The organism is Pseudomonas sp. P4_C8 (assembly GCF_056401975.1).
The window spans coordinates 59,578-84,352 of record NZ_JBFUIH010000020.1; the positions used below are offsets into that span (position 1 = coordinate 59,578).

General features: G+C 58.1%; 22 protein-coding genes and 1 tRNA gene. 14 read left to right on the top strand and 9 right to left on the bottom strand.

Going from position 1 to position 24,775, the window contains the following annotated elements; genetic code table 11:
* Window positions 1-12: 12 nt before the first annotated feature.
* The 3 genes from AC1DWM_RS14520 (at window position 13) to AC1DWM_RS14530 (ending at window position 1,205) form a co-directional block, all read left to right on the top strand.
* Window positions 13-89, top strand: a tRNA-Ile gene (locus AC1DWM_RS14520).
* Window positions 90-504: 415 nt separating this feature from the next.
* A complete protein-coding gene (locus AC1DWM_RS14525) occupies window positions 505-810 on the top strand; it encodes a DUF3077 domain-containing protein (protein WP_477795477.1) in 306 nt (101 codons plus the stop codon).
* Between the two features lie 185 nt (window positions 811-995).
* Window positions 996-1,205 carry a hypothetical protein gene (locus AC1DWM_RS14530; RefSeq protein ID WP_477795478.1) on the top strand — a complete coding sequence of 70 codons (210 nt, stop codon included), beginning with the start codon at window positions 996-998 and terminating at the stop codon, window positions 1,203-1,205.
* Here the strand turns inward: AC1DWM_RS14530 and AC1DWM_RS14535 are convergent.
* Complete coding sequence (locus tag AC1DWM_RS14535; RefSeq protein WP_477795479.1) at window positions 1,171-1,356, bottom strand: hypothetical protein; 186 nt, start codon at window positions 1,354-1,356, stop codon at window positions 1,171-1,173. The two genes, AC1DWM_RS14530 and AC1DWM_RS14535, sit on opposite strands and share 35 nt — an antisense overlap.
* A gap of 225 nt (window positions 1,357-1,581) precedes the next feature.
* Here AC1DWM_RS14535 and AC1DWM_RS14540 point away from each other — a divergent pair, with 225 nt between their 5' ends.
* The 10 genes from AC1DWM_RS14540 to AC1DWM_RS14585 all read left to right on the top strand — a co-directional run bounded on the left by AC1DWM_RS14540 (window position 1,582) and on the right by AC1DWM_RS14585 (window position 12,563).
* Window positions 1,582-2,043, top strand: coding sequence for an Lrp/AsnC family transcriptional regulator (locus AC1DWM_RS14540; RefSeq protein WP_477795480.1), 462 nt, complete (start codon window positions 1,582-1,584; stop codon window positions 2,041-2,043).
* Between the two features lie 232 nt (window positions 2,044-2,275).
* Window positions 2,276-3,958, top strand: a complete 1,683-nt coding sequence (locus AC1DWM_RS14545; RefSeq protein ID WP_452628385.1) for a flavin monoamine oxidase family protein — start codon at window positions 2,276-2,278, stop codon at window positions 3,956-3,958.
* 12 nt (window positions 3,959-3,970) lie between these two features.
* Window positions 3,971-4,765 carry a carbon-nitrogen hydrolase family protein gene (locus tag AC1DWM_RS14550; protein ID WP_477795481.1) on the top strand — a complete coding sequence of 265 codons (795 nt, stop codon included), beginning with the start codon at window positions 3,971-3,973 and terminating at the stop codon, window positions 4,763-4,765.
* Between the two features lie 48 nt (window positions 4,766-4,813).
* Window positions 4,814-7,237 carry a pyrroloquinoline quinone biosynthesis protein PqqF gene (gene pqqF / locus AC1DWM_RS14555; protein ID WP_477795482.1) on the top strand — a complete coding sequence of 808 codons (2,424 nt, stop codon included), beginning with the start codon at window positions 4,814-4,816 and terminating at the stop codon, window positions 7,235-7,237.
* Between the two features lie 155 nt (window positions 7,238-7,392).
* Window positions 7,393-7,467, top strand: a complete 75-nt coding sequence (gene pqqA, locus AC1DWM_RS14560) for a pyrroloquinoline quinone precursor peptide PqqA (RefSeq protein WP_009045898.1) — start codon at window positions 7,393-7,395, stop codon at window positions 7,465-7,467.
* A 75-nt stretch (window positions 7,468-7,542) separates the two neighbouring features.
* Entirely contained in the window at window positions 7,543-8,454 is a 912-nt protein-coding gene (pqqB, locus tag AC1DWM_RS14565; protein WP_477795483.1) for a pyrroloquinoline quinone biosynthesis protein PqqB, read from the top strand.
* A gap of 139 nt (window positions 8,455-8,593) precedes the next feature.
* Entirely contained in the window at window positions 8,594-9,346 is a 753-nt protein-coding gene (pqqC, locus tag AC1DWM_RS14570; protein WP_477795484.1) for a pyrroloquinoline-quinone synthase PqqC, read from the top strand.
* The gene (gene pqqD / locus AC1DWM_RS14575; RefSeq protein ID WP_223515004.1) at window positions 9,343-9,618 is read left to right on the top strand and encodes a pyrroloquinoline quinone biosynthesis peptide chaperone PqqD; all 276 of its coding nucleotides are present in this window, start codon (window positions 9,343-9,345) and stop codon (window positions 9,616-9,618) included. The genes pqqC and pqqD overlap by 4 nt, the downstream gene beginning before the upstream one ends.
* Window positions 9,611-10,765: a pyrroloquinoline quinone biosynthesis protein PqqE gene (gene pqqE, locus AC1DWM_RS14580; protein WP_477795499.1), complete on the top strand. Its 1,155-nt coding sequence runs from the start codon at window positions 9,611-9,613 to the stop codon at window positions 10,763-10,765. Before pqqD ends, pqqE begins: the two co-directional genes overlap by 8 nt.
* Entirely contained in the window at window positions 10,731-12,563 is a 1,833-nt protein-coding gene (locus AC1DWM_RS14585; RefSeq protein ID WP_477795485.1) for a S9 family peptidase, read from the top strand. The genes pqqE and AC1DWM_RS14585 overlap by 35 nt, the downstream gene beginning before the upstream one ends.
* Before the next feature lie 114 nt (window positions 12,564-12,677).
* Here AC1DWM_RS14585 and AC1DWM_RS14590 read toward each other — a convergent pair whose 3' ends face one another.
* From AC1DWM_RS14590 to AC1DWM_RS14605, 4 genes are all read right to left on the bottom strand, one after another.
* Window positions 12,678-12,836, bottom strand: coding sequence for a YqaE/Pmp3 family membrane protein (locus tag AC1DWM_RS14590; RefSeq protein WP_007947822.1), 159 nt, complete (start codon window positions 12,834-12,836; stop codon window positions 12,678-12,680).
* A gap of 84 nt (window positions 12,837-12,920) precedes the next feature.
* Window positions 12,921-13,241 (bottom strand): helix-turn-helix domain-containing protein, encoded by a 321-nt coding sequence (locus AC1DWM_RS14595; RefSeq protein WP_223515010.1) that lies wholly within the window; start codon window positions 13,239-13,241, stop codon window positions 12,921-12,923.
* Window positions 13,234-13,590, bottom strand: a complete 357-nt coding sequence (locus AC1DWM_RS14600) for a type II toxin-antitoxin system RelE/ParE family toxin (RefSeq protein WP_223515034.1) — start codon at window positions 13,588-13,590, stop codon at window positions 13,234-13,236. The genes AC1DWM_RS14595 and AC1DWM_RS14600 overlap by 8 nt, the downstream gene beginning before the upstream one ends.
* Window positions 13,591-13,838: 248 nt before the next feature.
* Window positions 13,839-15,074: an aspartate aminotransferase family protein gene (locus AC1DWM_RS14605; protein ID WP_477795486.1), complete on the bottom strand. Its 1,236-nt coding sequence runs from the start codon at window positions 15,072-15,074 to the stop codon at window positions 13,839-13,841.
* Window positions 15,075-15,243: 169 nt separating this feature from the next.
* Between AC1DWM_RS14605 and AC1DWM_RS14610 the strand changes: the two genes are divergently transcribed.
* The gene (locus AC1DWM_RS14610) at window positions 15,244-16,173 is read left to right on the top strand and encodes a LysR family transcriptional regulator (protein WP_223515016.1); all 930 of its coding nucleotides are present in this window, start codon (window positions 15,244-15,246) and stop codon (window positions 16,171-16,173) included.
* Window positions 16,174-16,401: 228 nt separating this feature from the next.
* On the opposite strand, the gene AC1DWM_RS14615 is transcribed toward AC1DWM_RS14610, so the two are convergent.
* From AC1DWM_RS14615 to AC1DWM_RS14630, 4 genes are all read right to left on the bottom strand, one after another.
* Entirely contained in the window at window positions 16,402-18,180 is a 1,779-nt protein-coding gene (locus tag AC1DWM_RS14615; protein WP_477795487.1) for an acyl-CoA dehydrogenase C-terminal domain-containing protein, read from the bottom strand.
* A 189-nt stretch (window positions 18,181-18,369) separates the two neighbouring features.
* Window positions 18,370-20,166 (bottom strand): acyl-CoA dehydrogenase C-terminal domain-containing protein, encoded by a 1,797-nt coding sequence (locus AC1DWM_RS14620; protein WP_477795488.1) that lies wholly within the window; start codon window positions 20,164-20,166, stop codon window positions 18,370-18,372.
* A gap of 90 nt (window positions 20,167-20,256) precedes the next feature.
* On the bottom strand, window positions 20,257-21,546 hold the full coding sequence (locus tag AC1DWM_RS14625) for a GGDEF domain-containing protein (protein WP_477795489.1): 1,290 nt from the start codon (window positions 21,544-21,546) through the stop codon (window positions 20,257-20,259).
* 150 nt (window positions 21,547-21,696) lie between these two features.
* A complete protein-coding gene (locus tag AC1DWM_RS14630) occupies window positions 21,697-23,838 on the bottom strand; it encodes a cytochrome-c peroxidase (RefSeq protein WP_477795490.1) in 2,142 nt (713 codons plus the stop codon).
* Window positions 23,839-24,775 lie beyond the last annotated feature (937 nt).

Genomic DNA, 24,775 nt, shown 5'->3' on the forward strand with positions numbered 1-24,775 from the left:
GCGGCCTACTGAGGGCCTATAGCTCAGTTGGTTAGAGCAGAGGACTCATAATCCTTTGGTCCACGGTTCAAGTCCGTGTGGGCCCACCAAACAAAAAAGCCGCGCTAATGCGCGGCTTTTTCGTATGCGACGAGCTGGTTTTTTTGAGCTGTATGTCGCAGCTATCAGATGACGCCCGCGAGGGTTGTAGGCAACATCTGAGAATCGTGTGATGGGTGCATTTGGGCACTTTGCTGCCTTGTTGGGCTTTTGTTCGACGGGATACTCTCCGGACGTCACTGCCAATGCAGTGATCGGGCTTGGAAACCCGTCGAACCTTAGCGCAACAGCACACCACCACAACGGCAGGCGTTTTTACGACTGCAATCCTGTGCTATGGCAGCTGTGCGTGGGACGCCTCGGGGCGTGCCGGTTCCTTGGTTCCCGGTTTTCCAACCTGCGTACAGCTGCCACCCATTCGCTTGGAAACGAATGTGGCGGCTTCTCGAACCCAGGAATAAGACTATGACCAAAACAGATCCGTCTACGACTTCAGAACTAAAAACCATCGGTTTCACCCCGCTCATCTACTGCTCGGATCAGGCGTTGTTCAACGTCCGCGCCGGCGCCCCCATCGTCGATGCATTGTCACAAGCCTCCGATCTGCTATTTCTCGCCAAATCATTTGCCGAGGATGCCGCCTACGCAAAAGATACCGACCGCCATGCTTGGGCCGCGCATTATCTGACGGCGATGGGTAAGGCGGTGATTGATGATGTGGTGAAGGTGCTAACGCCGCGACCTGCTCGGACCGCGACGGAATCCGAGTAACAGCACTCAACAGAATTGCGCCTCGATCATTCGGGGCCTTCAGTTCCTCGTCACGAGCTTTGTGACGCATTCGCCGATACGCGACCTGGCACTCACTACCGGCCAATCACTATCAACGTTGTGTATGGTCGCGCCTCATCGTCGAAGGGCACGTTCGACTCAATCGAGACAACAGGAATTTGCAGATGAAAAAAGCCATTTCTACCAGCCTGTTCACAGCACTGATTGTTGCAGGCTGCCCTGCGATTGCCCAAGCGAAAGCCAGTGTCGCCGATGTTTTTAATGGAAAAATGTTGGGCACCAACCTACGTCACTTCGAATCAGTTGCCGGCGTCGCACGTGAGAGTTCGGGCCAAGAGATCAGATCAGCCGAAACACCAGGGCGACGACAATAAAGGTCACCAGAGCAAGACCAGCACCAAGCCCAAACGGCAGCAGGGTCGCTTGGGTAGCGGTGGGGGCCGGGCTACGCATTTCTTCGGCCAAGGCGGCTACATCACGGTGCAACTGCTCAATACTGGTTTGAGTAGTGGGTGGTGTGGACATACTGCGTATTCCTGTGGAGATCACGGTTCGCACCTTATGCGCTAGCCACTGTTGGATAAGGTGGGCTGGTCCAAAGCAAAACTCAAGTGCAGCCGATGATTCAGCCGTCACTTGGGCAATGCCTATGCAATCACATAACCCCCAGTTCGAATTTCGACCACAAGCGTCCCGCCGAACGAGCCTGTAACATGTTCAGCCATTGATCCGTGCCACTGGAGCCACCCCTTGCCTGATACACGCCCGCCCGTGCTTGATGAAATCGACCGCCAATTGATCGCAGCTTTGCAGATCAACGCCCGCGAGAGCGTGGCCATGCTGGCCCGGCAATTGGGCATCGCTCGTACGACCGTCACCTCGCGTCTGGCGCGACTGGAAAAGTCCAGGGTCATCACCGGTTATGGTGTGCGCCTGGGGCAACGTGTGGTGGATGGCGGGTTACAGGCGTATGTCGGGATCACGGTTCAACCGCGTTCTGGCAAAGACGTGCTGCGCCGGCTCAGTGCGATGGCGCAGGTTCAGCAGTTGTGTGCAGTGAGTGGCGAATTTGATTATGTGGCTTGGCTGCGTACTGACTCGCCAGAGCAGCTGGATCAGTTGCTGGATCAGATTGGCAGTGTGGATGGAGTGGAGAAGACGACGACCTCGATCATCTTGAGTAGCAAGATTGATCGGGGGCAGCCGGTTTAACATTCTGACTGGATGCACATTAGTGACTGATAGGGCCTCTTCGCGAGCAGGTTCACTCCCACAGGGATCGGGTTTCGTCAGATTTAATCAATGTATCGTCACATTGGTTGGTTAATTTGCAGAACGACGACACATTGCGTCTTATTAACGTGTTCTACGCTCACTAGAATGGCTGCCATCTTTTCCTATACTCAGACGCGCATCCCGCGTCGGGTCGCCAGCAAGGTCAGCCATGAACAAGAACAATCGCCATCCTGCAGACGGTAAGAAACCAGTCACCATTTTCGGCCCGGACTTTCCTTTCGCCTTCGACGACTGGATCGAACACCCGGCTGGCCTGGGCAGCATTCCTGCGCACAACCACGGTGCCGAAGTAGCGATTGTCGGCGCTGGCATCGCAGGCCTGGTGGCGGCTTACGAACTGATGAAACTGGGCTTGAAACCGGTCGTCTATGAAGCCTCGAAAATGGGCGGTCGCCTGCGCTCTCAGGCGTTCAATGGCGCTGAAGGCATCATCGCCGAGCTCGGCGGCATGCGCTTTCCGGTCTCGTCCACCGCGTTCTACCACTACGTCGACAAACTTGGCCTTGAGACTAAACCCTTCCCGAACCCGCTGACCCCCGCGTCGGGCAGCACCGTGATCGATCTGGAAGGTAAAACCCATTACGCACAGAAACTGGCGGATCTTCCTGCGTTGTTCCAGGAAGTGGCTGACGCCTGGGCCGATGCTCTGGAAGCCGGCTCGCAGTTCTCCGATATCCAGCAAGCGATCCGCGACCGCGACGTACCCCGCCTCAAGGAGCTGTGGAACACCCTCGTGCCGCTGTGGGACGACCGCACCTTCTACGACTTCGTCGCCACCTCCAAAGCCTTCGCCAAGCTATCGTTTCATCACCGCGAAGTGTTTGGACAAGTCGGTTTCGGCACCGGCGGCTGGGACTCGGACTTCCCTAACTCGATGCTGGAAATCTTCCGCGTGGTTATGACCAACTGCGACGATCACCAGCACTTGGTGGTCGGTGGTGTGGAACAAGTGCCACAGGGTATCTGGCGTCATGTACCGGAACGTTGCGTGCATTGGCCTGAAGGCACCAGCCTCAGCTCGCTGCACAATGGCGCGCCGCGTACCGGGGTGAAAAAGATCGCCCATGCCGAAGGCGGCCGTTTTGCCGTTACCGACAACTGGGGCGATACCCGTGAGTACGCTGCGGTGTTGACCACCTGCCAGAGTTGGCTGCTGACTACCCAGATCGAGTGCGACGAAACCCTGTTCTCGCAAAAAATGTGGATGGCCCTCGACCGCACCCGCTACATGCAATCGTCGAAGACCTTCGTGATGGTCGACCGCCCATTCTGGAAGGACAAGGACCCGGAAACCGGCCGCGACCTGATGAGCATGACCCTCACCGACCGTTTGACCCGTGGCACCTACCTGTTCGACAACGGCGACGACAAGCCGGGGGTGATTTGCCTGTCGTACTCGTGGATGAGCGACGCGCTGAAAATGCTCCCGCAGCCGGTGGAAAAACGCGTGAAACTGGCGCTGGACGCATTGAAGAAGATCTACCCGAAAGTCGACATCGCCGCACGTATCATCGGCGATCCGATCACCGTATCGTGGGAAGCGGACCCGCATTTCCTCGGTGCCTTCAAAGGCGCCCTGCCCGGCCACTACCGCTACAACCAGCGCATGTACGCGCACTTCATGCAGGACGAGATGCCAGCCGAACAACGCGGGATTTTCATCGCCGGCGACGACGTTTCATGGACCCCAGCCTGGGTGGAAGGCGCGGTGCAGACTTCGCTCAATGCGGTGTGGGGGATCATGAAACACTTCGGCGGTGAAACTCACGCCGAGAACCCGGGTCCAGGTGATGTGTTCAACGAGATCGGTCCGATCGCCCTGCCCGAGTAAGAGGAATCCGAAATGCGCGTAGCCCTTTACCAATGTCCACCGCTGCCCCTGGATGTCGCCGGCAATCTGCAACGCCTACAGCAATTGGCCCAGGAAGCGAAAGGCGCCGATTTGCTGGTGGTGCCGGAGATGTTCCTGACCGGCTACAACATCGGCGTCGATGCCGTCAGGGTCCTCGCGGAGGTGCACAACGGTGAGTCGGCGCAGCAGATTGCGCGCATTGCCAAAGCAGCCGGGATTGCCATTTTGTATGGCTACCCGGAGCGCTCCGAGGATGGGCAGATCTACAACGCGGTGCAGTTGATCGACGCTCAGGGCAAGCGGTTGTGCAACTACCGCAAGACTCACCTGTTCGGCGACCTCGATCACTCGATGTTCAGCGCTGGCGAGGATAACTTTCCGCTGGTGGAACTCAACGGCTGGAAGCTGGGTTTCCTGATTTGCTACGACCTGGAGTTCCCGGAAAACGCCCGGCGCTTGGCCCTGGCCGGTGCCGAGCTGATCCTGGTGCCGACGGCGAACATGATTCCCTATGACTTCATCGCTGACGTCACCGTCCGCGCCCGCGCCTTCGAAAACCAATGTTATGTGGCCTATGCCAACTACTGCGGCCATGAAGACGAGATCCACTACTGCGGCCAGAGCAGCATCGCCGCGCCGGATGGCAGTCGCATCGCCCAGGCCGGCCTGGATGAAGCGCTGATTGTCGGCGAGTTGGATCGCCAGTTGATGGTCGACTCACGCGCTGCCAATCGCTACTTCGTTGATCGCCGTCCCGAGCTTTACAGCGACCTTAACAAGCGCTGATCCTCTGTAATCCGCTAGCATTAGCGCTTCTCTGTTCTGGAAGTGCTCATGCCTGCGCTGAATCACCCTCGCCCCTACACTGAAACCCTGGCCAACGGCTTGCGGGTGACGCTTCGTCATGCCCCGAATTTGAAGCGCTGCGCGGCGGTGCTGCGGGTCGCGGCAGGCAGTCACGATGTGCCGCTGGCCTGGCCCGGTCTGGCGCACTTTCTTGAGCATTTGCTGTTTCTTGGCACCGAGCGTTTTCCTGCGGGCCAGGGACTGATGGCCTACGTTCAGGGTCATGGCGGTCAGGTCAACGCGCGGACCAATGAGCGGACGACTGACTTCTTTTTCGAGCTGCCGACTCAGGCGTTTGCCGGAGGGCTGGAGCGACTGTCAGACATGCTCGCTCATCCACGTATGAATCCGGACGAGCAGTTGCGGGAACGAGAAGTGCTGCACGCGGAATTCGTCGCCTGGTCACAGGATGCCGCGGCGCAACAGCAATTAGCGCTGTTCGATGGGCTTTCGCCGACTCATCCCTTGCGCGGGTTTCATGCCGGCAACCGCGACAGCCTGCCGGTGCCGCTGCCTGAGTTTCAGCAAGCGTTGCAGGATTTCCATCAGCGGTATTATCAGACCGGGCAGATGACACTCAGCCTGGCCGGACCGCAGAGTCTCGATAAGTTACGTGAGATGGCTCAGCGTTTTGGTGCCCAGATTCCCGTCGGGCAACGAGTCCCGCAACAATCGCCTGCTGCGCTGATGAACGCCTCGGAAAAAACTTATCAACAGACTCGCGAACATCGGCTGGATCTTCTGTTCGCGTTCGAAGCGTTGTCTGAGTCATCACATGAAGCGCTGGCGTTTCTATGCCATTGGTTGAACACCGCGAAACCTGGCGGCCTGATGGCGAAGCTGCGTGAACAGGGTCTGGCTGACAGCCTGAAAGCCGCGCCGCTCTACCAGTTCGCTGGGCAAGCCTTGCTGCACATCGAATTCACCACCACACAACCGGGGAGCGTGATCCGCGAGAGGTTGCTCGACTGGCTGGGCTTCTTTGCCTCCCAACAAGACTTGGCCGGCTTGCGCGAAGAATACATCGCCCTGCTTGAACGCCAGCAGCAAGTCAGCGGCCCCTTGCAACTGGCCCAACGAGACAGCGAGCAACTGGGAATAGGGCTATCCGAGCAAGGCGTTGCAGCCCTTAATGACCTCCTGAACAAAATCGGAGCTGTGGATAACTTCAATGGTGAATGGCAACTGCCATCGCCTAACCCTTTTTTGCGCGCTGAAGCACCCGCTGCCAATGCCGGGCTGATTCGCGGCCAAACCAGCAAACACCGTGGTCTGCGCACGTTTGCCCAGGACCGCTCGCGCAGTCGTCGCGAAAACTCCCCGATGCAGTTCAGTCAGGCCTTGCCGGACAACACTGATGAAGGAGCGATTTATCTGCGCTGGCGACTCGACTTCAAACCTCACGCCAGCCTTCAGTCGACCCTGGAAAACCAGTTGCAGTCATTGCGCGAAGATGCGCGTCAGGCCGGCGTCGACTTTTCCTTCAGTGCCTCAGGCAATGAATGGCTGCTGAAGATGACGGGGCTACAGGCACCGATGCCAGCCGTCCTCGAGCACGCGCTGAAAGAGCTGACCACACCCGGAGCCGGTTTCTCACAGGATGAACTGCCAAGCGTTGCGTTGATGCCGATCAAACAACTGCTGAAGGCGCTGCCTGATCAGTGCCTTGAACCCGCCGTTGTCTCAGGGGACTTGCAGCAACTTTGGTCGAGCGCGCGCTGGGAAGGCCTGGCCGTTGGCTTGTCGTCACAGACACAAGCAGTAATGGGATTGGCGCTGAGCCGCGTGCCCGGCGTTGCGGATCAACAATCGTCGCAGCCCTCGATCAACTCGCAGCGCCTGTGGAGCACTGTCGATACCGATTCCAGCGAACACGCGCTACTGCTGTTCTGTCCCATCGCCACGCCGGACATCGCCGATGAAGCCGCTTGGCGCTTGCTCGCGCACCTGTGCCAGACACCGTTCTACCAGCGCCTGCGGGTGGACTTACAACTGGGCTATGCCGTGTTCAGCGCATTGCGTCAGATCCATGGGCAGACCGGGATTCTGTTCGGCGTGCAATCACCGAGCGTTGCACCTGCCGGTCTGCTGGAACACATCGAACACTTTTTGAGTGAGTTGCCAGGAATAATCGAAGGCATCGACGAGGCCACCTTCATCAATCAGCGTCAGTCCTTGGTTGATCAATTCGACCGGAACGCCCTGCCCGTCCATCAGGCAGCCGAATTGCTCTGGCAGGGCAAACTGGCTGGCCACTCGTCGGATTATCTGGAGCGTCTACCTGAAACAATTCTGATGATCGATCGCGAAGCATTACTGGCCGCCGGGCAGCGATTGAATCAAGCAGTCGGTGGCTGGCGCTGCCTGGCCAGCGGTTCTGCCCCGAGTGCGGTTTGGCAAGTGACAAAATGATCATTACAGGCGCTGCAATTAGCTTTCTCAAAGTTTCACGGGCAACCGCACTGTAATTTTGAGTAACATAGCAACCTAACTATCTGAACATCTCCGCCTGGAGGTGGACTATATGTATAGGTCTCAACTGTCTCATCACCTGAAGGAGCGCTCCCATGTCCTGGTCCAAACCTGCTTACACCGACCTGCGTATCGGTTTTGAAGTCACCATGTACTTCGCAAGCCGCTAATCTTTTTGTATCGCAGTGCTACGCCTCGGCTCGCCGAGGCGTTTTTATTTTCAGGTTTCGAATGATGGAGCTGCCATGTTTGTCCAGATTCTAGGTTCCGCCGCCGGCGGCGGTTTCCCACAGTGGAATTGCAATTGCGTGAACTGTGCCGGTTTTCGCGATGGCAGCCTGAACGCCAAGGCGCGGACCCAGTCGTCCATCGCGATCTCAGATAACGGTGTGAACTGGGTGCTGTGCAACGCTTCGCCAGACATCCGCGCCCAGCTTCAAAGCTTTGCCCCGATGCAACCGGGCCGCGCCCTGCGCGATACCGGCATCAGCGCGATCATCCTGATGGACAGTCAGATCGATCACACCACTGGCCTGCTCAGCCTGCGCGAAGGTTGCCCGCACCAGGTCTGGTGCACCGACATGGTCCATGAAGACTTGAGCACCGGCTTCCCGCTGTTCACCATGCTCACCCACTGGAATGGCGGGCTGGACTGGAACCGGATCGAACTTGATCACAGCTTCACCATTGCTGCCTGCCCGAGCCTGCGTTTCACCCCGCTGCCGCTGCGTAGCGCCGCACCACCCTATTCACCGCACCGCTTCGACCCTCACCCCGGCGACAACATCGGCCTGATCGTCGAAGACCTGAACACCGGCGGCAAACTGTTCTACGCGCCGGGGCTGGGCAAGGTCGACGCGCCGCTGCTGGAAATCATGGCCGGCAGCGATTGCCTGCTGGTGGACGGCACGATGTGGGACGACGATGAAATGCAGCGCCGTGGCGTCGGCACCCGTACCGGCCGGGAAATGGGCCACCTTGCGCAGAATGGCCCGGGCGGGATGTTGGAAGTGCTGGAGCAACTGCCGAAACAGCGCAAGGTGCTTATCCACATCAACAACACCAATCCGATTCTTGATGAGGATTCGCCGGAGCGTGCCGAGCTGGTTCGGCGGGATGTTGAAGTGGCGTATGACGGCATGAGTATTGTGTTGTAGGACATCGAGACCGCTGCGCGGTCTATCGCCAGCAGGCTGGCTCCCACAGGGGAATGCGATCAACTGTGGGAGCCAGCCTGCTGGCGATGAGGCCGGTCCTGACACCAAAGAATCCACCGGTCGTACCCGGAGAACCGAAATGACTGACACCGCCATGTCCCCCGCCGAATTCGAAGCCGCCCTGCGCGCCAAAGGCGCCTATTACCACATCCATCACCCCTACCATGTGGCGATGTATGAAGGCCGGGCGACCCGCGAACAGATCCAGGGCTGGGTCGCCAACCGCTTCTACTATCAGGTGAACATTCCCCTGAAAGATGCCGCGATCCTCGCCAACTGCCCGGACCGCGAGATCCGTCGCGAGTGGATCCAGCGCCTGCTCGACCACGACGGCGCCCTCGGCGAAGACGGTGGCATCGAAGCCTGGTTGCGACTGGGCCAGGCCGTTGGCCTCGACCCGGATCAACTGCGCTCGCAGGAATTGGTTCTGCCCGGCGTGCGCTTCGCTGTCGACGCCTACGTCAACTTCGCTCGCCGGGCCAGTTGGCAGGAAGCCGCCAGCAGCTCGCTGACCGAACTGTTCGCGCCGCAGATCCACCAATCGCGCCTGGACAGCTGGCCGCAGCATTACCCGTGGATCGACCCGGCCGGCTACGAATACTTCCAAACCCGTCTGGGCCAGGCGCGCCGCGATGTGGAACACGGTCTAGCCATCACCTTGCAGCACTACACGACGCGGGAAGGCCAAGAGCGCATGCTGGAAATTCTCCAGTTCAAACTGGACATTCTTTGGAGCATGCTCGATGCCATGAGCATGGCCTACGAACTGAAACGCCCGCCATATCACAGCGTGACCGAGCAACGGGTCTGGCACAAAGGAATCACCTTATGAGTTTCGACCGCAGCAAGACCCCGACCTGGCGCATGGGCTACCGTTTCCAGTACGAACCGGCGCAAAAAGGCCATGTGTTGCTGTACCCGGAAGGCATGATCAAACTCAATGAAAGCGCCGCACTGATTGGCGGCTTGATCGACGGCGAACGCGATGTCGCGGCGATCATTGCCGAACTGGACGCGCAGTTCCCCGGCGTGCCCGAACTCGGTGAAGACATCGAGCAATTCATGGAGGTCGCGCGTGCTCAGCACTGGATCGAACTTGCCTGACGCCACTTCAGTCAAGTTACCACCCAAACCCGAAATCGGCCTGCCGCTGTGGCTGCTCGCCGAGCTGACCTACCGCTGTCCGCTGCAATGCCCGTACTGCTCCAATCCGCTGGACTTCGCCGAACAAGGCAAAGAGCTGAACACCGAGCAGTGGTTGAAAGTGTTCCGCGAAGCGCGGGAGATGGGCGCGGCGCAGTTGGGTTTTTCCGGTGGTGAGCCGCTGGTGCGCCAGGACCTCGCCGAGCTGATTGCCGAGGCGCGCAAGCTGGGTTTCTACACCAACCTGATCACCTCCGGCATCGGTCTGACCGAGCAGAAAATCAGCGACTTCAAGAAGGCCGGCCTGGATCATATTCAGATCAGCTTTCAGGCCAGCGACGAGCAAGTGAATAATCTGCTGGCCGGCTCGAAAAAGGCCTTTGCACAGAAGCTGGAAATGGCCCGTGCGGTGAAGGCTCACGGCTACCCGATGGTGCTGAATTTCGTGACCCACCGGCACAACATCGACAAAATCGACCGGATAATTGAGCTGTGCATCGCTCTTGAGGCGGACTTCGTCGAACTCGCCACTTGCCAGTTTTACGGATGGGCGCAGCTCAATCGGGTCGGCCTGTTGCCGACCAAAGAACAACTGGTCCGCGCCGAGCGCATCACCAACGAATACCGCGCCAAACTCGAAGCAGAAGGGCATCCGTGCAAGTTGATTTTCGTCACACCGGACTATTATGAAGAGCGCCCGAAAGCCTGCATGAATGGCTGGGGCAGCATTTTTCTGACGGTCACCCCGGACGGCACCGCCCTGCCCTGTCACGGCGCCCGACAGCTGCCGGTACAATTTCCCAACGTGCGCGACCACAGCATGCAGCACATCTGGTACGACTCGTTCGGCTTCAACCGCTTTCGCGGTTACGACTGGATGCCCGAGCCTTGCCGTTCCTGCGACGAAAAAGAGAAAGATTTTGGCGGCTGCCGCTGTCAGGCGTTCATGCTCACTGGCGATGCGAGCAACGCTGACCCGGTGTGCAGCAAGTCGGAACATCACGGCGTGATTCTCAAGGCCCGCGAAGAAGCCGAGCACGCAACCCAGATCATTGAACAACTGGCCTTTCGCAATGAACGAAATTCACGACTCATCGCAAAAAGCTGAGCCCTTCAGCGCGGCGAAAGCCGTCGCTGCCGGTGTCGATTTTGCCGAACTGCAGGTCGGTCAACATGGCCTGTTCTGGAACGAATATCGGCCCGAAGATGCCGCCTGCCGGATCTGGCATTGGCTTGATGGCCAGGCGCGTTGCCTGACGCCAGCGGGCTTCAGTGTGCGCAGTCGGGTGTACGAATATGGCGGTGGCGCGTTTTGTCTGACCGATGACGGGATTGTTTTCGTCAACGAGGCGGACCAGCAGTTGTATCGGCAATCGCTAAAGGGTGAAACGCCTGAAGTGCTGACTTCAAGCGGATACCGTTACGGCGATCTGCAATTCGCCAACGGACTCGTTTTGGCGGTTGAAGAGAACCGTGACCGGCATCGGCTGGTGGCGATTGATGTGAATGATGGTGGGCGTCATCTGCTGGCGGAAGGTGCCGACTTCTACGCGGCGCCGACCCTGAGCCCAGACTCGCAACGCTTGGCATGGATCGAATGGAGCCGCCCGGATCAGCCTTGGAGCGCAACTCGGCTGATGGTTGCCGAACGTCAGAGCGATGGTGGGTTTGCGTCGCCGCGCTGCGTGGCGGGCGAGGGTATTCAGGAGTCACTGCAACAGCCCCGCTTCGATAGCAGCGGCCGTTTGTATTGCCTGACGGACCGTGGCGGTTATTGGCAGCCATGGGTGGAGTCTTTAGACGGTTTGAGCCCTTTACCAAGTGCCGCAGCGGATCATGGGCCAGCGCCCTGGCAACTGGGTGGTTGTACCTGGCGGCCTTTCGCTGAAAACAAATACCTGGCCAGTTGGACCGAAGACGGATTTGGCCAATTGGGCCTTTGCGGTGACACCGCTGAAGACTTCACCGGCACCTACAGCCGCTTCCGCCATCTCGCACTGGATGAGCAATTCATTTACTGCATCGCCGCATCGCCGATCAGTTCGGCGGCGGTCATTGCCATCGACCGCGATAGCCGACAGGTCAAGGTATTGGCCGGTGGGATTGCACCCTTACCTGCCGAGCAGATCAGCGTCCCGCAAACCCTGCGTTACCCGAGCGGTTCGGGCGAGGCCCACGGTTTTTTCTATCCGGCGATGACCGGCGATGCGAAACCGCCGCTGGTGGTGTTCATTCACGGCGGGCCGACGTCGGCCTGTTATCCAATGCTCGATCCACGCATTCAATACTGGGCGCAACGCGGCTTTGCCGTGGCCGATCTCAATTATCGAGGCAGCAGCGGCTATGGCCGGGCTTATCGCCAGGCACTGCATTTGAGCTGGGGCGTTGTGGATGTGGAAGATGCCTGCGCGGTCGTCGCTCATCTGGCCGAACGAGGCTTGATCGATGGCGACAAGGCGTTTATTCGCGGTGGCAGTGCCGGTGGCTACACCACCCTTTGTGCGTTGGCCTTTCACAACGTCTTCCGCGCCGGCGCCAGTTTGTACGGCGTCAGCGATCCCGTTGCACTGGGCCGTGCCACTCACAAATTCGAAGGCGATTATCTGGACTGGTTGATCGGCGATCCGGTGCAGGATGCAGAAAGCTATGCCGCGCGAACGCCTCTGCTGCATGCGAGCAACATCAGCGTGCCGATGATCTTCTTTCAAGGTGAACTGGATGCGGTGGTCGTGCCGCAGCAGACCCGCGACATGGTCACGGCGCTGCAGGACAACGGCATTCTGGTTGAAGCGCATTACTACGCGGACGAACGTCACGGCTTTCGCAAGGCTGGCAATCAAGCCCATGCGCTGGAGCAGGAATGGTTGTTTTATCAGCGGGTGATGGCGCTTGGGGACAATGCCTGATTAGTGGCGCGTCCATCGCGAGCAGGCTCGCTCCCACAGGGATTTCTGCAACACCTTAGATCCAATGTGGGAGCGAGCCTGCTCGCGATGGCGGTTTATCTAACCCCGCAAACCTCAGCGCTTGGCGATGATATAAACCGCATGCACGATCCCCGGAATATACCCGCACAACGTCAGCAAAATATTCAGCCAGAACGCCCCGCCGAAACCGACTTGCAGAAATACGCCCAATGGCGGCAACAGAATGGCGATGATGATTCGAACAAAGTCCATGGGGCAGCTCCTGAATTGAAGTAGGCTCGTATGAGCACTATAGCTAATCGACCTGTACCGTTCGTCAGGGTTCAGTGCAATGCCTCAGGCCAGTATTTCAAGGCCATGTTTCTGGACGATGCTCAGCAACTTCAGCGCCATGCCGCTGGGATGTTTGTAACCCGACTCCCATTGTTTAACCGTCGAAGCGCTGGTGTTCAGATATCGCGCGAACACCGGCTGGCTGACGTTATTGCGCTCACGTAGCGCTTTGATTTGCTCTGCATCAATAGCCTCAGGTACCGGAGCCAGACAAAGGTCTTCGAACTCGCGCAAGGTGGTCTTGCTGATTGCACCGATGGAAAACAAGGCATTGGCAGATTCGTAAATAGATTCTGACGCCTCACTTCTGAATTTCTTACTCATAAAGTATCTCCACAAACTCCTTGATATCCAGGAAGTGCTGGACTTGCATATCCGAAAGCCCCTCGTAGGTCTTCGCCATTTTCCGAAAAGCGATCAGGTCTGTCTGACAAATATTGCTCTGGTCCTTCTTGGCATACAGAAACTGATAAACGCAGTAACTGGCCCCTCTGGCCAGGACAATCGAACGATGCCGGTTGGCATTCAAACGTTTCTTCCAGACCCCGCCGCCAAGATTGTCCGCTTGGCCATTGAGCATTTCGCTGAATGCCTCTCGAAGCTCCTCGTCACCGATCCATGCTTTTTCGGCTTGCATCGCAAAGCGTTTTGCCTTGAATAACCTTGGTGACATTGGCATCCCTTCCAAAAACATACCACCCAGTGGTATAGATTTCAAAACCAGTTCTTCAATAAAACTGTTTCATTGGCACGGCATTCCTTGCCGGTCCTTTTAAAAAGCCACCAATCCCGCTACCGCTCAAGCACGCAATGCATTTGGCAAAATGCAGAGACAAAAAAACGCCCCACGCGAAAAGAATCTAACGTGGGGCGATGCGTTATTACCGCGAGACGGTTCTGGAATTTGTGGGACAGATCTGATCAGACCGCAATCCCTTTGCGGCACTGCAATTGCGCGGTGCGCACACGGGAGAAGGCACGAGTCAAACGCAACAGCATTTCGTCGATGTTCGCGTCGCTGACCGTAAGTGCGGGAGTGAAGCGCAGGCAATCGGGTTGCGGGGCACTGAGCAGCAGGCCTTCGTACAGAGCAGCATTGACCACGGCGATAGCCGAATCGTCCGACAGCGTCAGCCCCCAGAGCAGCCCTTGACCGCGCAATTCGCCGTGACCATAGCGATGGGACAAACGCCCCAGGCCTTCGCGCAGGTGTTGACCGGCGTCCCTGACATGTTCAAGAAAACCCTTGTCCTGCACGCTGTCGAGCACCGCCAGCCCGGCAGCTGACATCAAGGCATTGCCATGATGGGTACCGCTTGGTTCGCCCATTTCGAAACAGCAGGCCTTGCCCCGCGCCAGCAATGCAGCCAGCGGCACGCCACCACCCAAACCCTTGCCGAGTACGATGACATCTGCCCGAACACCGTAGGACTGTTCGGCGAGCAAGGTGCCGCAACGCCCTATACCGGTTTGCACCTCGTCGAGGATCAACAGAATGCCCAGCTCACGACACAGCCGTTCGACGCCCTTGAAGTAATGCTCGGTGGCCGGGATCACTCCTGCTTCGTTCTGAATCGGTTCAAGCATGATTGCCACGGTCCGGGCGTCGACCGCCGCGTGCAAGGCTGCAAGATCATTGAAGGGTACGTGGTGCAAATCCGACATCGTCCCGAAACCACGGCCATGGCAGCCGTTGCTGGCAACGATGATGCGCGAAGCACCACCGCGATAGCGTCGGCCCCATTTACACGCGAGTTTGATCGCTGCTTCACAGGCTTCGCTGCCACTGTTGAGCAGGTACGCCTGATCACTACCCGTGGCGGTGCAGAGGCGCCCGGCAAGGTTGAGCATGCCGCGATTGTGCAGGGAAAAACCGGGATTGATCAGTGATTGAGCCTGTTGCGCAATCGCCTGGACCAGTACCGAAGGACTGTGCCCAAGACTATTGGCCCCGCCACCTTGGGTAAAATCCAGGTAAGCGCGGTCATCGCTGTCCCACAACCAGGAGCCCTGGCCTCGGACGAAAATTTGTTTCGGCCGCGCGATGCCGGGCATCAGGTATTCGCTGGAATGGTGGTGGTTGCTGGAGGGCTGGAAGGTGTCGAGCGCCAGATCATCAAGACTCGGCGTGGTGCGCCGTAAATTGAACAGATTCATCCGGAAAAGCCTCGATGGAGGTTTTTTGCCTTACCTATGGATATAACCTCTCTGCAAACGGTATTCATGGAGCGTTCTGGCCCTGTAAGCCTCGTGAATGCAGTTAGACTAGGCTTTGGCACGGCCTCGGGCTATTTCGATTTCCAAGCATTTTCGATAAGTATTTCCTATGGATTTCAAGCAACTGCGTTATTTCGTCGCGGTCTACGAAGAAGGCCACGTCGGCCGGGCCGCCGAGCGGCTTTCAATCTCCCAGCCAGCGTTGTCCCAGCAGATCCGCCACCTCGAACAGCACCTCGATGTGAGTCTGTTTGAACGCAGCAGCAAACGCCTGCTGCCCACGCTAGCTGCTCACACTTTGTACAACCACGCAGTGCCATTGCTGGACGGCATGCAGCGCGCACGCGAGGCGCTGGGCAACTTCAAGGGGCAAGCGCTACGTACATTGGCGATTGGCGTGTTGCAGACGGTCCACACCAGCCTGGTCCCGCAGATGCTCGAACGGGTGCGCAAAGCCCAGCCGCATCTGGTGGTGCAGATCTACGAACTGACCGGGCTGGAAATCGAGCGACGCCTGCTTAACGGCTCGCTGGACATCGGCATCAGCTACCTGCCGCCGCGTCAGCCCGGGTTGCATGGCGTGATGCTGTATGAAGATGAACTGACCCTGGTCATCCCCGCCGATCACCCGTTGCGCGAATTCAAAAAAGTCTCCATGAGTCAGGCTGCCGAATTGCCGATGCTACTGCTGGGAGAAGAGTTCCAGGTGCGGCAAATCTGGCAAACACAACTGGCCAGCCTCGGAAGGCGTCCACAGGTGCAGGCCGAACTGAATAACATGGCGGGGATTCTCGACAGCCTGCCGCACACCCAATTGGCGACAGTACTGCCCGGACGCTCGCAAAAGGCGCTCGGCAATAACGAGCTGCTGTGGAAACCGCTGACCGAGCCGCGAGTGCCGCTGAAAGTCGGTCTGGTGTGTCGGGATGTACAGCGGCAGCAGGCCTCGCTGGCCTTATTGCGCACGTTGCTGGAGGACGTGATGAACGAGCCTGATGAACGCTTGAACCGCTCGAAAAACCTCGAAGGGCTGAGCTGATCACTTTTCTGCACTCAAAAGAAAACCCCGCCGAAGCGGGGCTTTGCAGACTGTTTCCCTGACATCCATTTCACTCCACCGTCCTGGCAGAATCCTACGTGTCCGTGTTGTTGCTTTGCGCTTCCTGCGCGACGTCCATGTGAAGAAGATTAACTCTGGATCCAATCTTCGCCTATGGGAGAACAGCAGCACGTCATGTAAGAGATTGCTTACATGACGTCATATTTATCAGAACTGTGCAGCATCCAGCAGGAACAGCGATTCGCTACCGGCTTTCACCGATGCGCTCAACGAGTGAATGCGTGGCAACAGACGGGCGAAATAGAAACGCGCCGTGCCCAACTTGCTCGCATAGAAATCGTCCTGCGCTTCCTTGCCAAAAGCAGCCTTGGCCATCAGTGCCCACATGTAGGCGTAGGCGACGTAACCGAAGGTTTGCAGGTACTCGACCGAAGCAGCGCCGATTTCATTCGGGTTGTTTTTCGCGCGATCCAGCAACCAGGCGGTCAGTTCGTCGAGGGTGGTCACGGCATCGTTCAGTGGCTTGGTGAACTCCGCCAGATCGGCACTGGCCGTTGCGGTGAAGTGACGGATCTCGTCTGCGAACAGGTTGTAGAACGCCCCGCCGGTGCCGACGATCTTGCGCCCGACCAGGTCCAGCGCCTGAATGCCGTTGGTGCCTTCGTAGATCTGGGTGATACGCACGTCGCGTACCAGTTGTTCCTGGCCCCACTCACGGATGTAACCGTGGCCGCCGAACACTTGCTGGCCATGAACGGTGGTTTCCAGACCCAGGTCGGTCAGGAATGCCTTGGCCACCGGGGTCAACAAGGCCACCAGATCTTCAGCACGTTTGCGGGTGGTCGCGTCTTCGCTGAACTTGGCGGTGTCCAGTTGCATCGCCACGTAAGTGGAAAATGCACGGCCGCCTTCGTTCGAGGCTTTCATGGTCAACAGCATGCGACGCACGTCCGGGTGGACGATGATCGGGTCTGCGACCTTGTCTTTGTTTTGAGCGCCGGTCGGCGAACGGCTTTGCAGGCGGTCGCGAGCGTACTCAACGGCGTTCTGATAAGAGCGCTCGCCAGTCGCCAGGCCCTGGATACCGACGCCCAGACGCTCGTAGTTCATCATGGTGAACATCGCCGCCAGGCCTTTGTTCGGCTCGCCGACCAGGTAACCGACGGCTTCATCGAAGTTCATCACACAGGTCGCGGATGCCTGGATGCCCATTTTGTGTTCGATCGAACCGCAGTTCGCTGGGTTGCGCGCGCCAAGGCTGCCGTCGGCATTAACCATGAACTTCGGCACCAGGAACAGCGAAATGCCTTTCGGACCGGCCGGCGCGTCCGGCAGCTTGGCCAGCACCAAGTGGATGATGTTCTCGGTCAGATCGTGCTCGCCACCGGTGATGAAGATCTTGGTGCCGCTGACTTTGTAGGAACCGTCGGCCTGAGGTTCGGCCTTGGTGCGAATGATCCCGAGATCAGTACCAGCATGCGGCTCAGTCAGGCACATGGAACCGGCCCAGACGCCGGCGTACATGTTCGGCAGGTACGCGGCTTTCAGCTCTTCGCTGGCATGGGCGTTGATCGACAGGCAGGCGCCGGCCGTCAGCATCGGGTACAGACCAAACGACAGGCTGGCGGAATTGACCATTTCTTCGACCTGCGCCGAAACGGCCTTGGGCATGCCCATGCCGCCGTAAGTCGGATCACCACCGACACCGACCCAGCCGCCTTCCGCGTAAGTCTGATAAGCCTGTGGGAAACCGGCCGGTGTGGTGACGGCTCCGTCTGTCCAATGGCAACCTTCTTCGTCAGCCGCACGGCTCAATGGCGCGATGCTTTTGCTGGTGACCTTGCCGGCTTCTTCAAGAATGGCTTCGACGGTTTCCGCATCGACGGTCTCAGCCAGCGCAGGCAGCTCGGCCCAGAGTTTGGCGACCTCGAAAACTTCATTGAGGACGAAGCGCATATCGCGCAGGGGCGCTTTGTAGTCAGCCATGGCAAACCTCGCAAGATCTAAACAAGTGATTCGTAGGAGTGGTGCTTTCGTTGGGTCCGAGTGTAACCCAACAACTTTTGCGACACATAGGGTCAGCCCATGACCATATTGTAATGTTTAGTCACCGACTATTCAGTCATTAAAAAACCCGCAATTACGCGGGTTCTCCCTTGTGACGGATTTTAAAGACTAAAGCGCAAACAACTCCGCCGGCAGCTTCATCAGGCAATCACTTCCCGCCTCGATGGCCGCCCGATGAGCGGCAGTGCGTGGCAGCAAACGCTTGAAGTAAAACTCGTTGGTCGCGAGTTTGCCCTGGCAATAATCGGCATCAGCGCTCCCCGCATCGAGTTGCGCCTGAGCCACCAGCGCCATACGCAGCCACAGATAGCCGAGGATGATGTAACCGCTGTACATCAGGTAATCCACCGATGCCGCGCCGACTTCGTCGGCATTCTTCATCGCGGCCATGCCGACTTTGGTGGTCACCTCGCCCCACTGCTGATTCAGTGCGTTGAGCTGCGCCACATAGCTGGCAAGTTGCGGATGCTCGGCGTTAGCCGCGCAGAACTTATGCACGATTTTGGTGAAACCGCGCAGCAGCTTGCCCTGAGTGCCGAGCACTTTGCGCCCGAGCAAGTCCAGCGCCTGAATGCCGTTGGTGCCTTCGTAGATCGGCGCAATCCGGCAATCGCGAACCAACTGCTCCATGCCCCACTCACGAATGAAACCGTGCCCGCCAAACACCTGCATGCCGTGATTGGTCACTTCCAGCCCGGTATCCGTCATGAAGGCTTTGCAGATGGGCGTCAGGAAGGCCAGCAGGTCTTCGGCGTCCTGGCGTGCGGTTGCATCCGGACTCAGATGCACCACGTCCAGCAACTGCGCGGTGAAATAGGTCAGCGCGCGGTTGCCTTCGTTGAAGGCTTTCATGGTCAACAACATCCGGCGCACGTCAGGATGAACGATGATTGGGTCGGCGGCTTTCTCCGGCGCTTTCGGGCCGGTCAGCGAGCGCATTTGCAAGCGGTCGTTGGCGTATTTGATTGCGCCCTGAAAGCTTGCCTCACCCAGACACAACCCCTGCATCCCGGTGCCGAGGCGCGCGTGGTTCATCATAGTGAACATGCAGTTCAGGCCTTTGTTCAGTTCGCCGATCAAGAAACCTTTGGCACCATCGAAGTTCAGTACGCAGGTCGCCGAAGCCTTGATGCCCATTTTGTGTTCGATCGAACCGCAGGAAACGCCGTTGCGTTCGCCCGCCTCTCCCTCGGCATTGGGCAAGAACTTGGGCACGATAAACAGCGAAATGCCCCGGGTACCGGCCGGTGCGTCCGGCAGTTTCGCCAGCACCAGATGAATGATGTTGTCACTCATATCGTGCTCGCCGGCCGAGATAAAAATCTTGCTGCCGGAGATCGCATAGCTGCCATCGGCTGAAGGCACCGCGCGAGTTTTGATCATGCCCAGGTCGGTGCCGCAATGGGCCTCGGTCAAGCACATGGTGCCGGTCCATTGGCCCGCAGTGAGTTTACTCAGATAGGTGTTTTTCTGTTCTTCGGTGCCGTGAGCGTGGATCGCCGACATTGCGCCGTGGGTCAGGCCCGGATACATGCCCCAGGACGTGTTGCTGGAGCCGACCATCTCACCGATGACCAGTCCCAGCGAACTTGGCAAGCCCTGGCCGCCGTACGCTGGATCCGCCGCCAGACCATGCCAACCGCCCTCGACGTATTGTGCGAAAGCCTGCTTGAAACCTGCAGGCGTTGTCACCACGCCATTGTCGAAATGGCAGCCCTCTTCGTCACCGCTGCGATTCAGCGGGGCCAAAACGTTCTCACAGAATTTCGCGCCTTCTTCGAGGATCGCGTTGACCATGTCCGGGCTGGCGTCGGTGGCGCCCAGCGCAGCGTAGCTGCTGTGGAAATCGAAGACGTGGTCGATCAGAAAGCGCATATCGCGCAGGGGAGCTTTGTACTCAGGCATGGTCGTTTCTCCGTCAGCAGATGCTTCAAACCTACTGTCGCCCACCACGCCTCACAATCACAGTCCAAACGCTGAATGCGCCATCATCACTCAACCCGCAGCGGCGTCCATGCGCACCGCGCCACGGCGCGCCTGACCGAACGCCACCACGCAGTTTCGCCCGGCGCCTTTGGCGTTGTAGAGCGCTTCATCCGCTGACTTGAGGACCTTTTCGGGGGACCGTTGCTCCACGCGTTCGGCGACACCGATGCTGACCGTAACCGACACACTGGATGCTCCCGTGCCCGAGCGACGCTGGCGACCTTGCTGATCGTCCTGAGGCCGGCTGTCCTGATTGCGCAGCTGAATATTGTAGGTGGCGATGGATTCGCGGATGACTTCCAGGTGCGGCATGCATTCTTCGAGCGTCTTGCCCGCGAACACCAGCGCAAATTCCTCACCGCCGTAGCGATACGCCCTACCGCCTCCGCCAATTTTCGACAGCTTGCTGGCGACCAGGCGCAACACCTGGTCACCGACATCGTGACCGTGGGTGTCGTTGAATTTCTTGAAGTGATCGACGTCACTCATGGCCAGCACGTAATTGCGCCCCAACCGCTGCATCCGTTCGTTCAAGGCGCGACGACCCGGCAGGCCGGTGAGTTCGTCGCGGAAGGCCATTTGATAGGCCTCGTGGGCGACCGCCGCGGCAATCATCAACATCACCTGACTGCACATGATGTTGAGAGTAAACGGAAGAATGAAGGTTTTCGGCAGCGCCCAGAACAACCCGAGCAAACCGACCAACTGAGCCGCATGCAGCGGTCGTGGGTTGCGCCAGTATTGCCAACACAACAGCAGGAACGAAGCGATGAACACCGGATAAGACAGTTGGATCAGGCTCATCCAGGCGCCATGCAACGCCGGCCAGCGGATCTCCGACAACCACACCAACAAGGCCTGTGGGTAACTTTGCTCCAGCGCCAGCGCCACACTGCCAACGGCCAGCAACACAGCGAAGCGCGCCACCATGTCCTGAAACAGGTGCGTGCGTTCCTGCCAAGCGGCGAACACGCCAAACATCAGCGGCAGCAACAGGCAACACAAATGGAAGACCACGGCGGCGTCATCACGCACTTTGCCGTTGTCGCGGTAATAATCGGTCTGGGTGTCGAGCAAAAAATAGGCGATGTACACCGTGACCATCAGAAACAGCTCACGTTGGCGTCGGTACACCGCGCAGTAAGCACCGCCGAGCAATAGCACCAGTGTTGGCAGTACGTTGAACAGCGAGGTGAAGAAAACGTTCAGCTCCTTGATGTAGGCAGCCGCAAGCCCCGCAAGTAAGAGCAGTAACGATGGTAGGAAATGGCTGAAACGCACAGCGGAAGAACGCGGCAAAGGTAAAGCTCCGTCCGTCATGACAAATAGATGGCATTGTGCCCACCACTTTAACGGCAGAAACCCCGATTTGCTGAGTGAAATACTGCGGTATTTACAAAGGGCGTCACTGGCGTCCATCAGCCGCCAGTGACGCAAGGGCAAAACCTGTTACAGGTCGTTGTTGAACGATTGCAGCGGCCCTTCCAACGCTGTGCGACCTTCGGCACCGACCGGTTTGAGCTGGATTTCGGCGTCCTGCGCCTGCCGGGTTGTGATCTTCGGACTGGCCGGTTTTTGCCCGACCGAGTTTTCATCACCCTTTTCGCCCTGTGGCAGTACCAGCGACGGATGGTCAAAGGGCGCCCGCTCCCACGCAACCCGAGGATCGGTCAGCCCGACTTCCATGAATTTGACCAGCGCATCCACTTCATCCGGAGTGAGGTTCAGCCGGGTCATATCCGGATCGAGGTTTGAGCCATTGTGCTGATTGACCGCCGGGTGCTCGAAGCCGCTGGTGTTGCTGGCATCTTCGCCACGCCGGTCGCCACCGCGATTGTAGAACTCCATCACCTGTTGCAGCGTTGCGCGACTGCCATTGTGGAAATACGGTCCGGTCAACGCGATGTTACGCAGGGTCGGCGTCTTGAAGGCGCCATCGACCGCGTCGCGGAAACCGACATTCGGCTTGAGCGTCGCATCACAAGGGATCGCCGGGCTCAAACGCGCTTCGAAGGTGCACACATCGACATCCAGCGGGTCAGGGATCTGGCCGCCCTGGAGTACGGTGTTGTACTCGCGAGTGAAGGACAATGGATTGCCCCAGGCATCCGAGCCACCGAGCGCCAGGTCTTCCGACGTTGGACGCACCCCGGTGTTGTAGAAGCCGTTGTCATACAGCGTGGTCAGGTTGTCGGCCATGACCATGCGTTCGATCCGTTCCTGAGGATGGAACAGCAAGCGGCTGCCGGCGTTGGTCAATTCCGCGCCGCCGTGGCAACTGATGCACTTGCCCTTGCCCAGAAACAGGTTCATGCCCTGGACCTGCTGGTTATTCATGGCTGTGTGATCGCCCTGCAAATAGGCATCCAGCGGCGCCTGGTCCGAGATCAGCGTGGACTCATACATCTGGATCGCCAGCCCGAAGAACAGCGGGAAGTTCGCCTCCATCTGGGTGTATGGCGCCCCGCCCAGCGAGACCTGCTGCGTGGCATTCCACAGGCGCGGCTGGAACGCGTTCTTGATCAGTTCACGGTAGGTCGGCCGATGACCACCGGATACCGGCCCGAGTACCGAATCGGTGGACGAGATCCGTTGCTGCTTGAGCATCAAGGTGTCGAGCATGCGTCGGCCAATATCGGCGAAGGTACGACCGCCGCAGGACATTTCCACCGGACTGCCGGGAGGCCCTACCGCTTGCGAAGCGGCGGCAGCATCCTTGAGCGCCAGCCTGACTTTGGTCGCCACGCCACTGCGATCGCTGGTCACGAAAATCCCGGCGTCAGGGTCGCGATTGCCAAATGGAGAGAAGCCGTTGAAGACGTTATTGGCGCGGCCATCCCAAAAGTTACGCACGTTGAACGCGGCATTGATCACCGTGGGTGCGTTGCGCCCGGTGCTGCGGCGAACATTGATGCCACCTACCTGGAAGATGCCGTCCGGTTGCTGAATGCACTTGTCGAACCGCGACTGATGGGGCTTGACGAAGTTGGCGTCGAATACGCCCTGGGAACCGATCACATCGTCAGTCGAATAGACAATCGCCGAATTGCGATCCAGCGGATCAGCCAGCACATGGGTCGGAAAGTCGTCTTTCTTCAGCAGGTAGTTCGGGCCGCCCTTGCCTCCTGATTTGGTGGTGTAGCTCGGCACGTCGCCTGGAATGTCCGAGGCGATGAACGGCTTGTTGAAGATCGACGAGACGTTCGCGTTGGTGTTCGCCTGACCGGGGTTGATCTGGTTGGTGGTGCGGTGATCGGCACCCGCGTGGAAGTGGCAGGAGGCACAAGCGGTGGAACCGTCACTGCCGATCTCCATGTCCCAGAACAGCGCCTTGCCCAAGAGAACCGCCGCTGAGCGATTGAGCACGTAGTCAGTCATGAGGTCGACTTTGCGCCCGCCTTCGGTTCCCGAAGGGTCGGGTGGCGTCATGCCGCGCAGCGACTGCAGGCTGGGCACGTCCGGTACGGCCGGAACGACCTCGACCGGGTCTGCGGCCCAAACGCTCATGACGGGCAGGCCAATGGCTAACAGTGTCATCACCATCACACGGGGCAAGCAGGTGGTTCGAAAGATGCTCAAATACTTAAACATGACGACGTTCCCGATTCAGTACGGAGTAGTCAGGCTCCGCGGTTGCCCTGTTGCGAGATGAGCTCATCGCCATGAATCTTGCTGCTCGCTTGAGTAACCACATCAACTTGAAGTTGCATGGGCAATGCGAGACCTAACTGGCAAAGCACTCTCGTGGCTCAGGCATTTTTAAAAAAAAGATATTTCGCGCTACTGGGTAGCGCTTGATGAAACTCTAGCTGCAACAAAACATTTCAACATGAAAATTTCAATATTTTTATTTAATCAACATCAAGAAACCCTACTAATAACAGCAACTGCGCGCTATTCCTCAGTTCTGGTTAAACTTCGCCCCATTATTGGGTGTCATTCCCCAAACAGCCCGCAACAGGCGATCACCAAGGACCTCTAAAAGCCAGCACTTAAAGGGCGCCACGCCACCAGACTTCGTTTTTGGCAAGCTGACAGAGTATTTGCTGGCTCGTACAGCGCCTTTAAACCCGCACCTTCAGGCAATAGAAACATCCATCAATTATAAAAATCCATTCGTGTGCAAGCTGCACTGCGCAAGCTATTGCCTTTTTATTTATACCTCCCATACAAGACTGTTTTATCGCCATCCTCTTCAGCCCCCTCTTGCACGCCTAGGACCTTAGTAGTATTTAATAGACAACACTTCTCAACTACTACTAATAAGTCACACCCACTATAACTTTTCAAAACACTCCAAACTTGGGTGTATATCCCCACCTACTTCGGTACTAACCACACAACATATAACTATGTGTATATCACCAACCTCAGCGCAACCCGCATGTTTGCTGGCTAACAAGCGATTGTGCAAATCAGGCACGGCTACTGCTATGAGCTCCTCAGGCTCAAGGAAATGTCTCTCGCGTTTGCGTCCGTAACCGGCCAACGCAACGCAGGTGAAAGCATCCGAACGGCAAGTGTCGAC

Coding starts and splice junctions, on each gene's coding strand:
- AC1DWM_RS14525 (WP_477795477.1), top strand. CDS start 505: ATGACCAAAACAGATCCGTCTACGACTTCAGAACTAAAAACCATCGGT.
- AC1DWM_RS14530 (WP_477795478.1), top strand. CDS start 996: ATGAAAAAAGCCATTTCTACCAGCCTGTTCACAGCACTGATTGTTGCA.
- AC1DWM_RS14535 (WP_477795479.1), bottom strand. CDS start 1,356: ATGTCCACACCACCCACTACTCAAACCAGTATTGAGCAGTTGCACCGT.
- AC1DWM_RS14545 (WP_452628385.1), top strand. CDS start 2,276: ATGAACAAGAACAATCGCCATCCTGCAGACGGTAAGAAACCAGTCACC.
- AC1DWM_RS14550 (WP_477795481.1), top strand. CDS start 3,971: ATGCGCGTAGCCCTTTACCAATGTCCACCGCTGCCCCTGGATGTCGCC.
- pqqF (WP_477795482.1), top strand. CDS start 4,814: ATGCCTGCGCTGAATCACCCTCGCCCCTACACTGAAACCCTGGCCAAC.
- pqqB (WP_477795483.1), top strand. CDS start 7,543: ATGTTTGTCCAGATTCTAGGTTCCGCCGCCGGCGGCGGTTTCCCACAG.
- pqqC (WP_477795484.1), top strand. CDS start 8,594: ATGACTGACACCGCCATGTCCCCCGCCGAATTCGAAGCCGCCCTGCGC.
- pqqD (WP_223515004.1), top strand. CDS start 9,343: ATGAGTTTCGACCGCAGCAAGACCCCGACCTGGCGCATGGGCTACCGT.
- AC1DWM_RS14585 (WP_477795485.1), top strand. CDS start 10,731: ATGAACGAAATTCACGACTCATCGCAAAAAGCTGAGCCCTTCAGCGCG.
- AC1DWM_RS14590 (WP_007947822.1), bottom strand. CDS start 12,836: ATGGACTTTGTTCGAATCATCATCGCCATTCTGTTGCCGCCATTGGGC.
- AC1DWM_RS14595 (WP_223515010.1), bottom strand. CDS start 13,241: ATGAGTAAGAAATTCAGAAGTGAGGCGTCAGAATCTATTTACGAATCT.
- AC1DWM_RS14600 (WP_223515034.1), bottom strand. CDS start 13,590: ATGTCACCAAGGTTATTCAAGGCAAAACGCTTTGCGATGCAAGCCGAA.
- AC1DWM_RS14605 (WP_477795486.1), bottom strand. CDS start 15,074: ATGAATCTGTTCAATTTACGGCGCACCACGCCGAGTCTTGATGATCTG.
- AC1DWM_RS14610 (WP_223515016.1), top strand. CDS start 15,244: ATGGATTTCAAGCAACTGCGTTATTTCGTCGCGGTCTACGAAGAAGGC.
- AC1DWM_RS14615 (WP_477795487.1), bottom strand. CDS start 18,180: ATGGCTGACTACAAAGCGCCCCTGCGCGATATGCGCTTCGTCCTCAAT.
- AC1DWM_RS14620 (WP_477795488.1), bottom strand. CDS start 20,166: ATGCCTGAGTACAAAGCTCCCCTGCGCGATATGCGCTTTCTGATCGAC.
- AC1DWM_RS14630 (WP_477795490.1), bottom strand. CDS start 23,838: ATGTTTAAGTATTTGAGCATCTTTCGAACCACCTGCTTGCCCCGTGTG.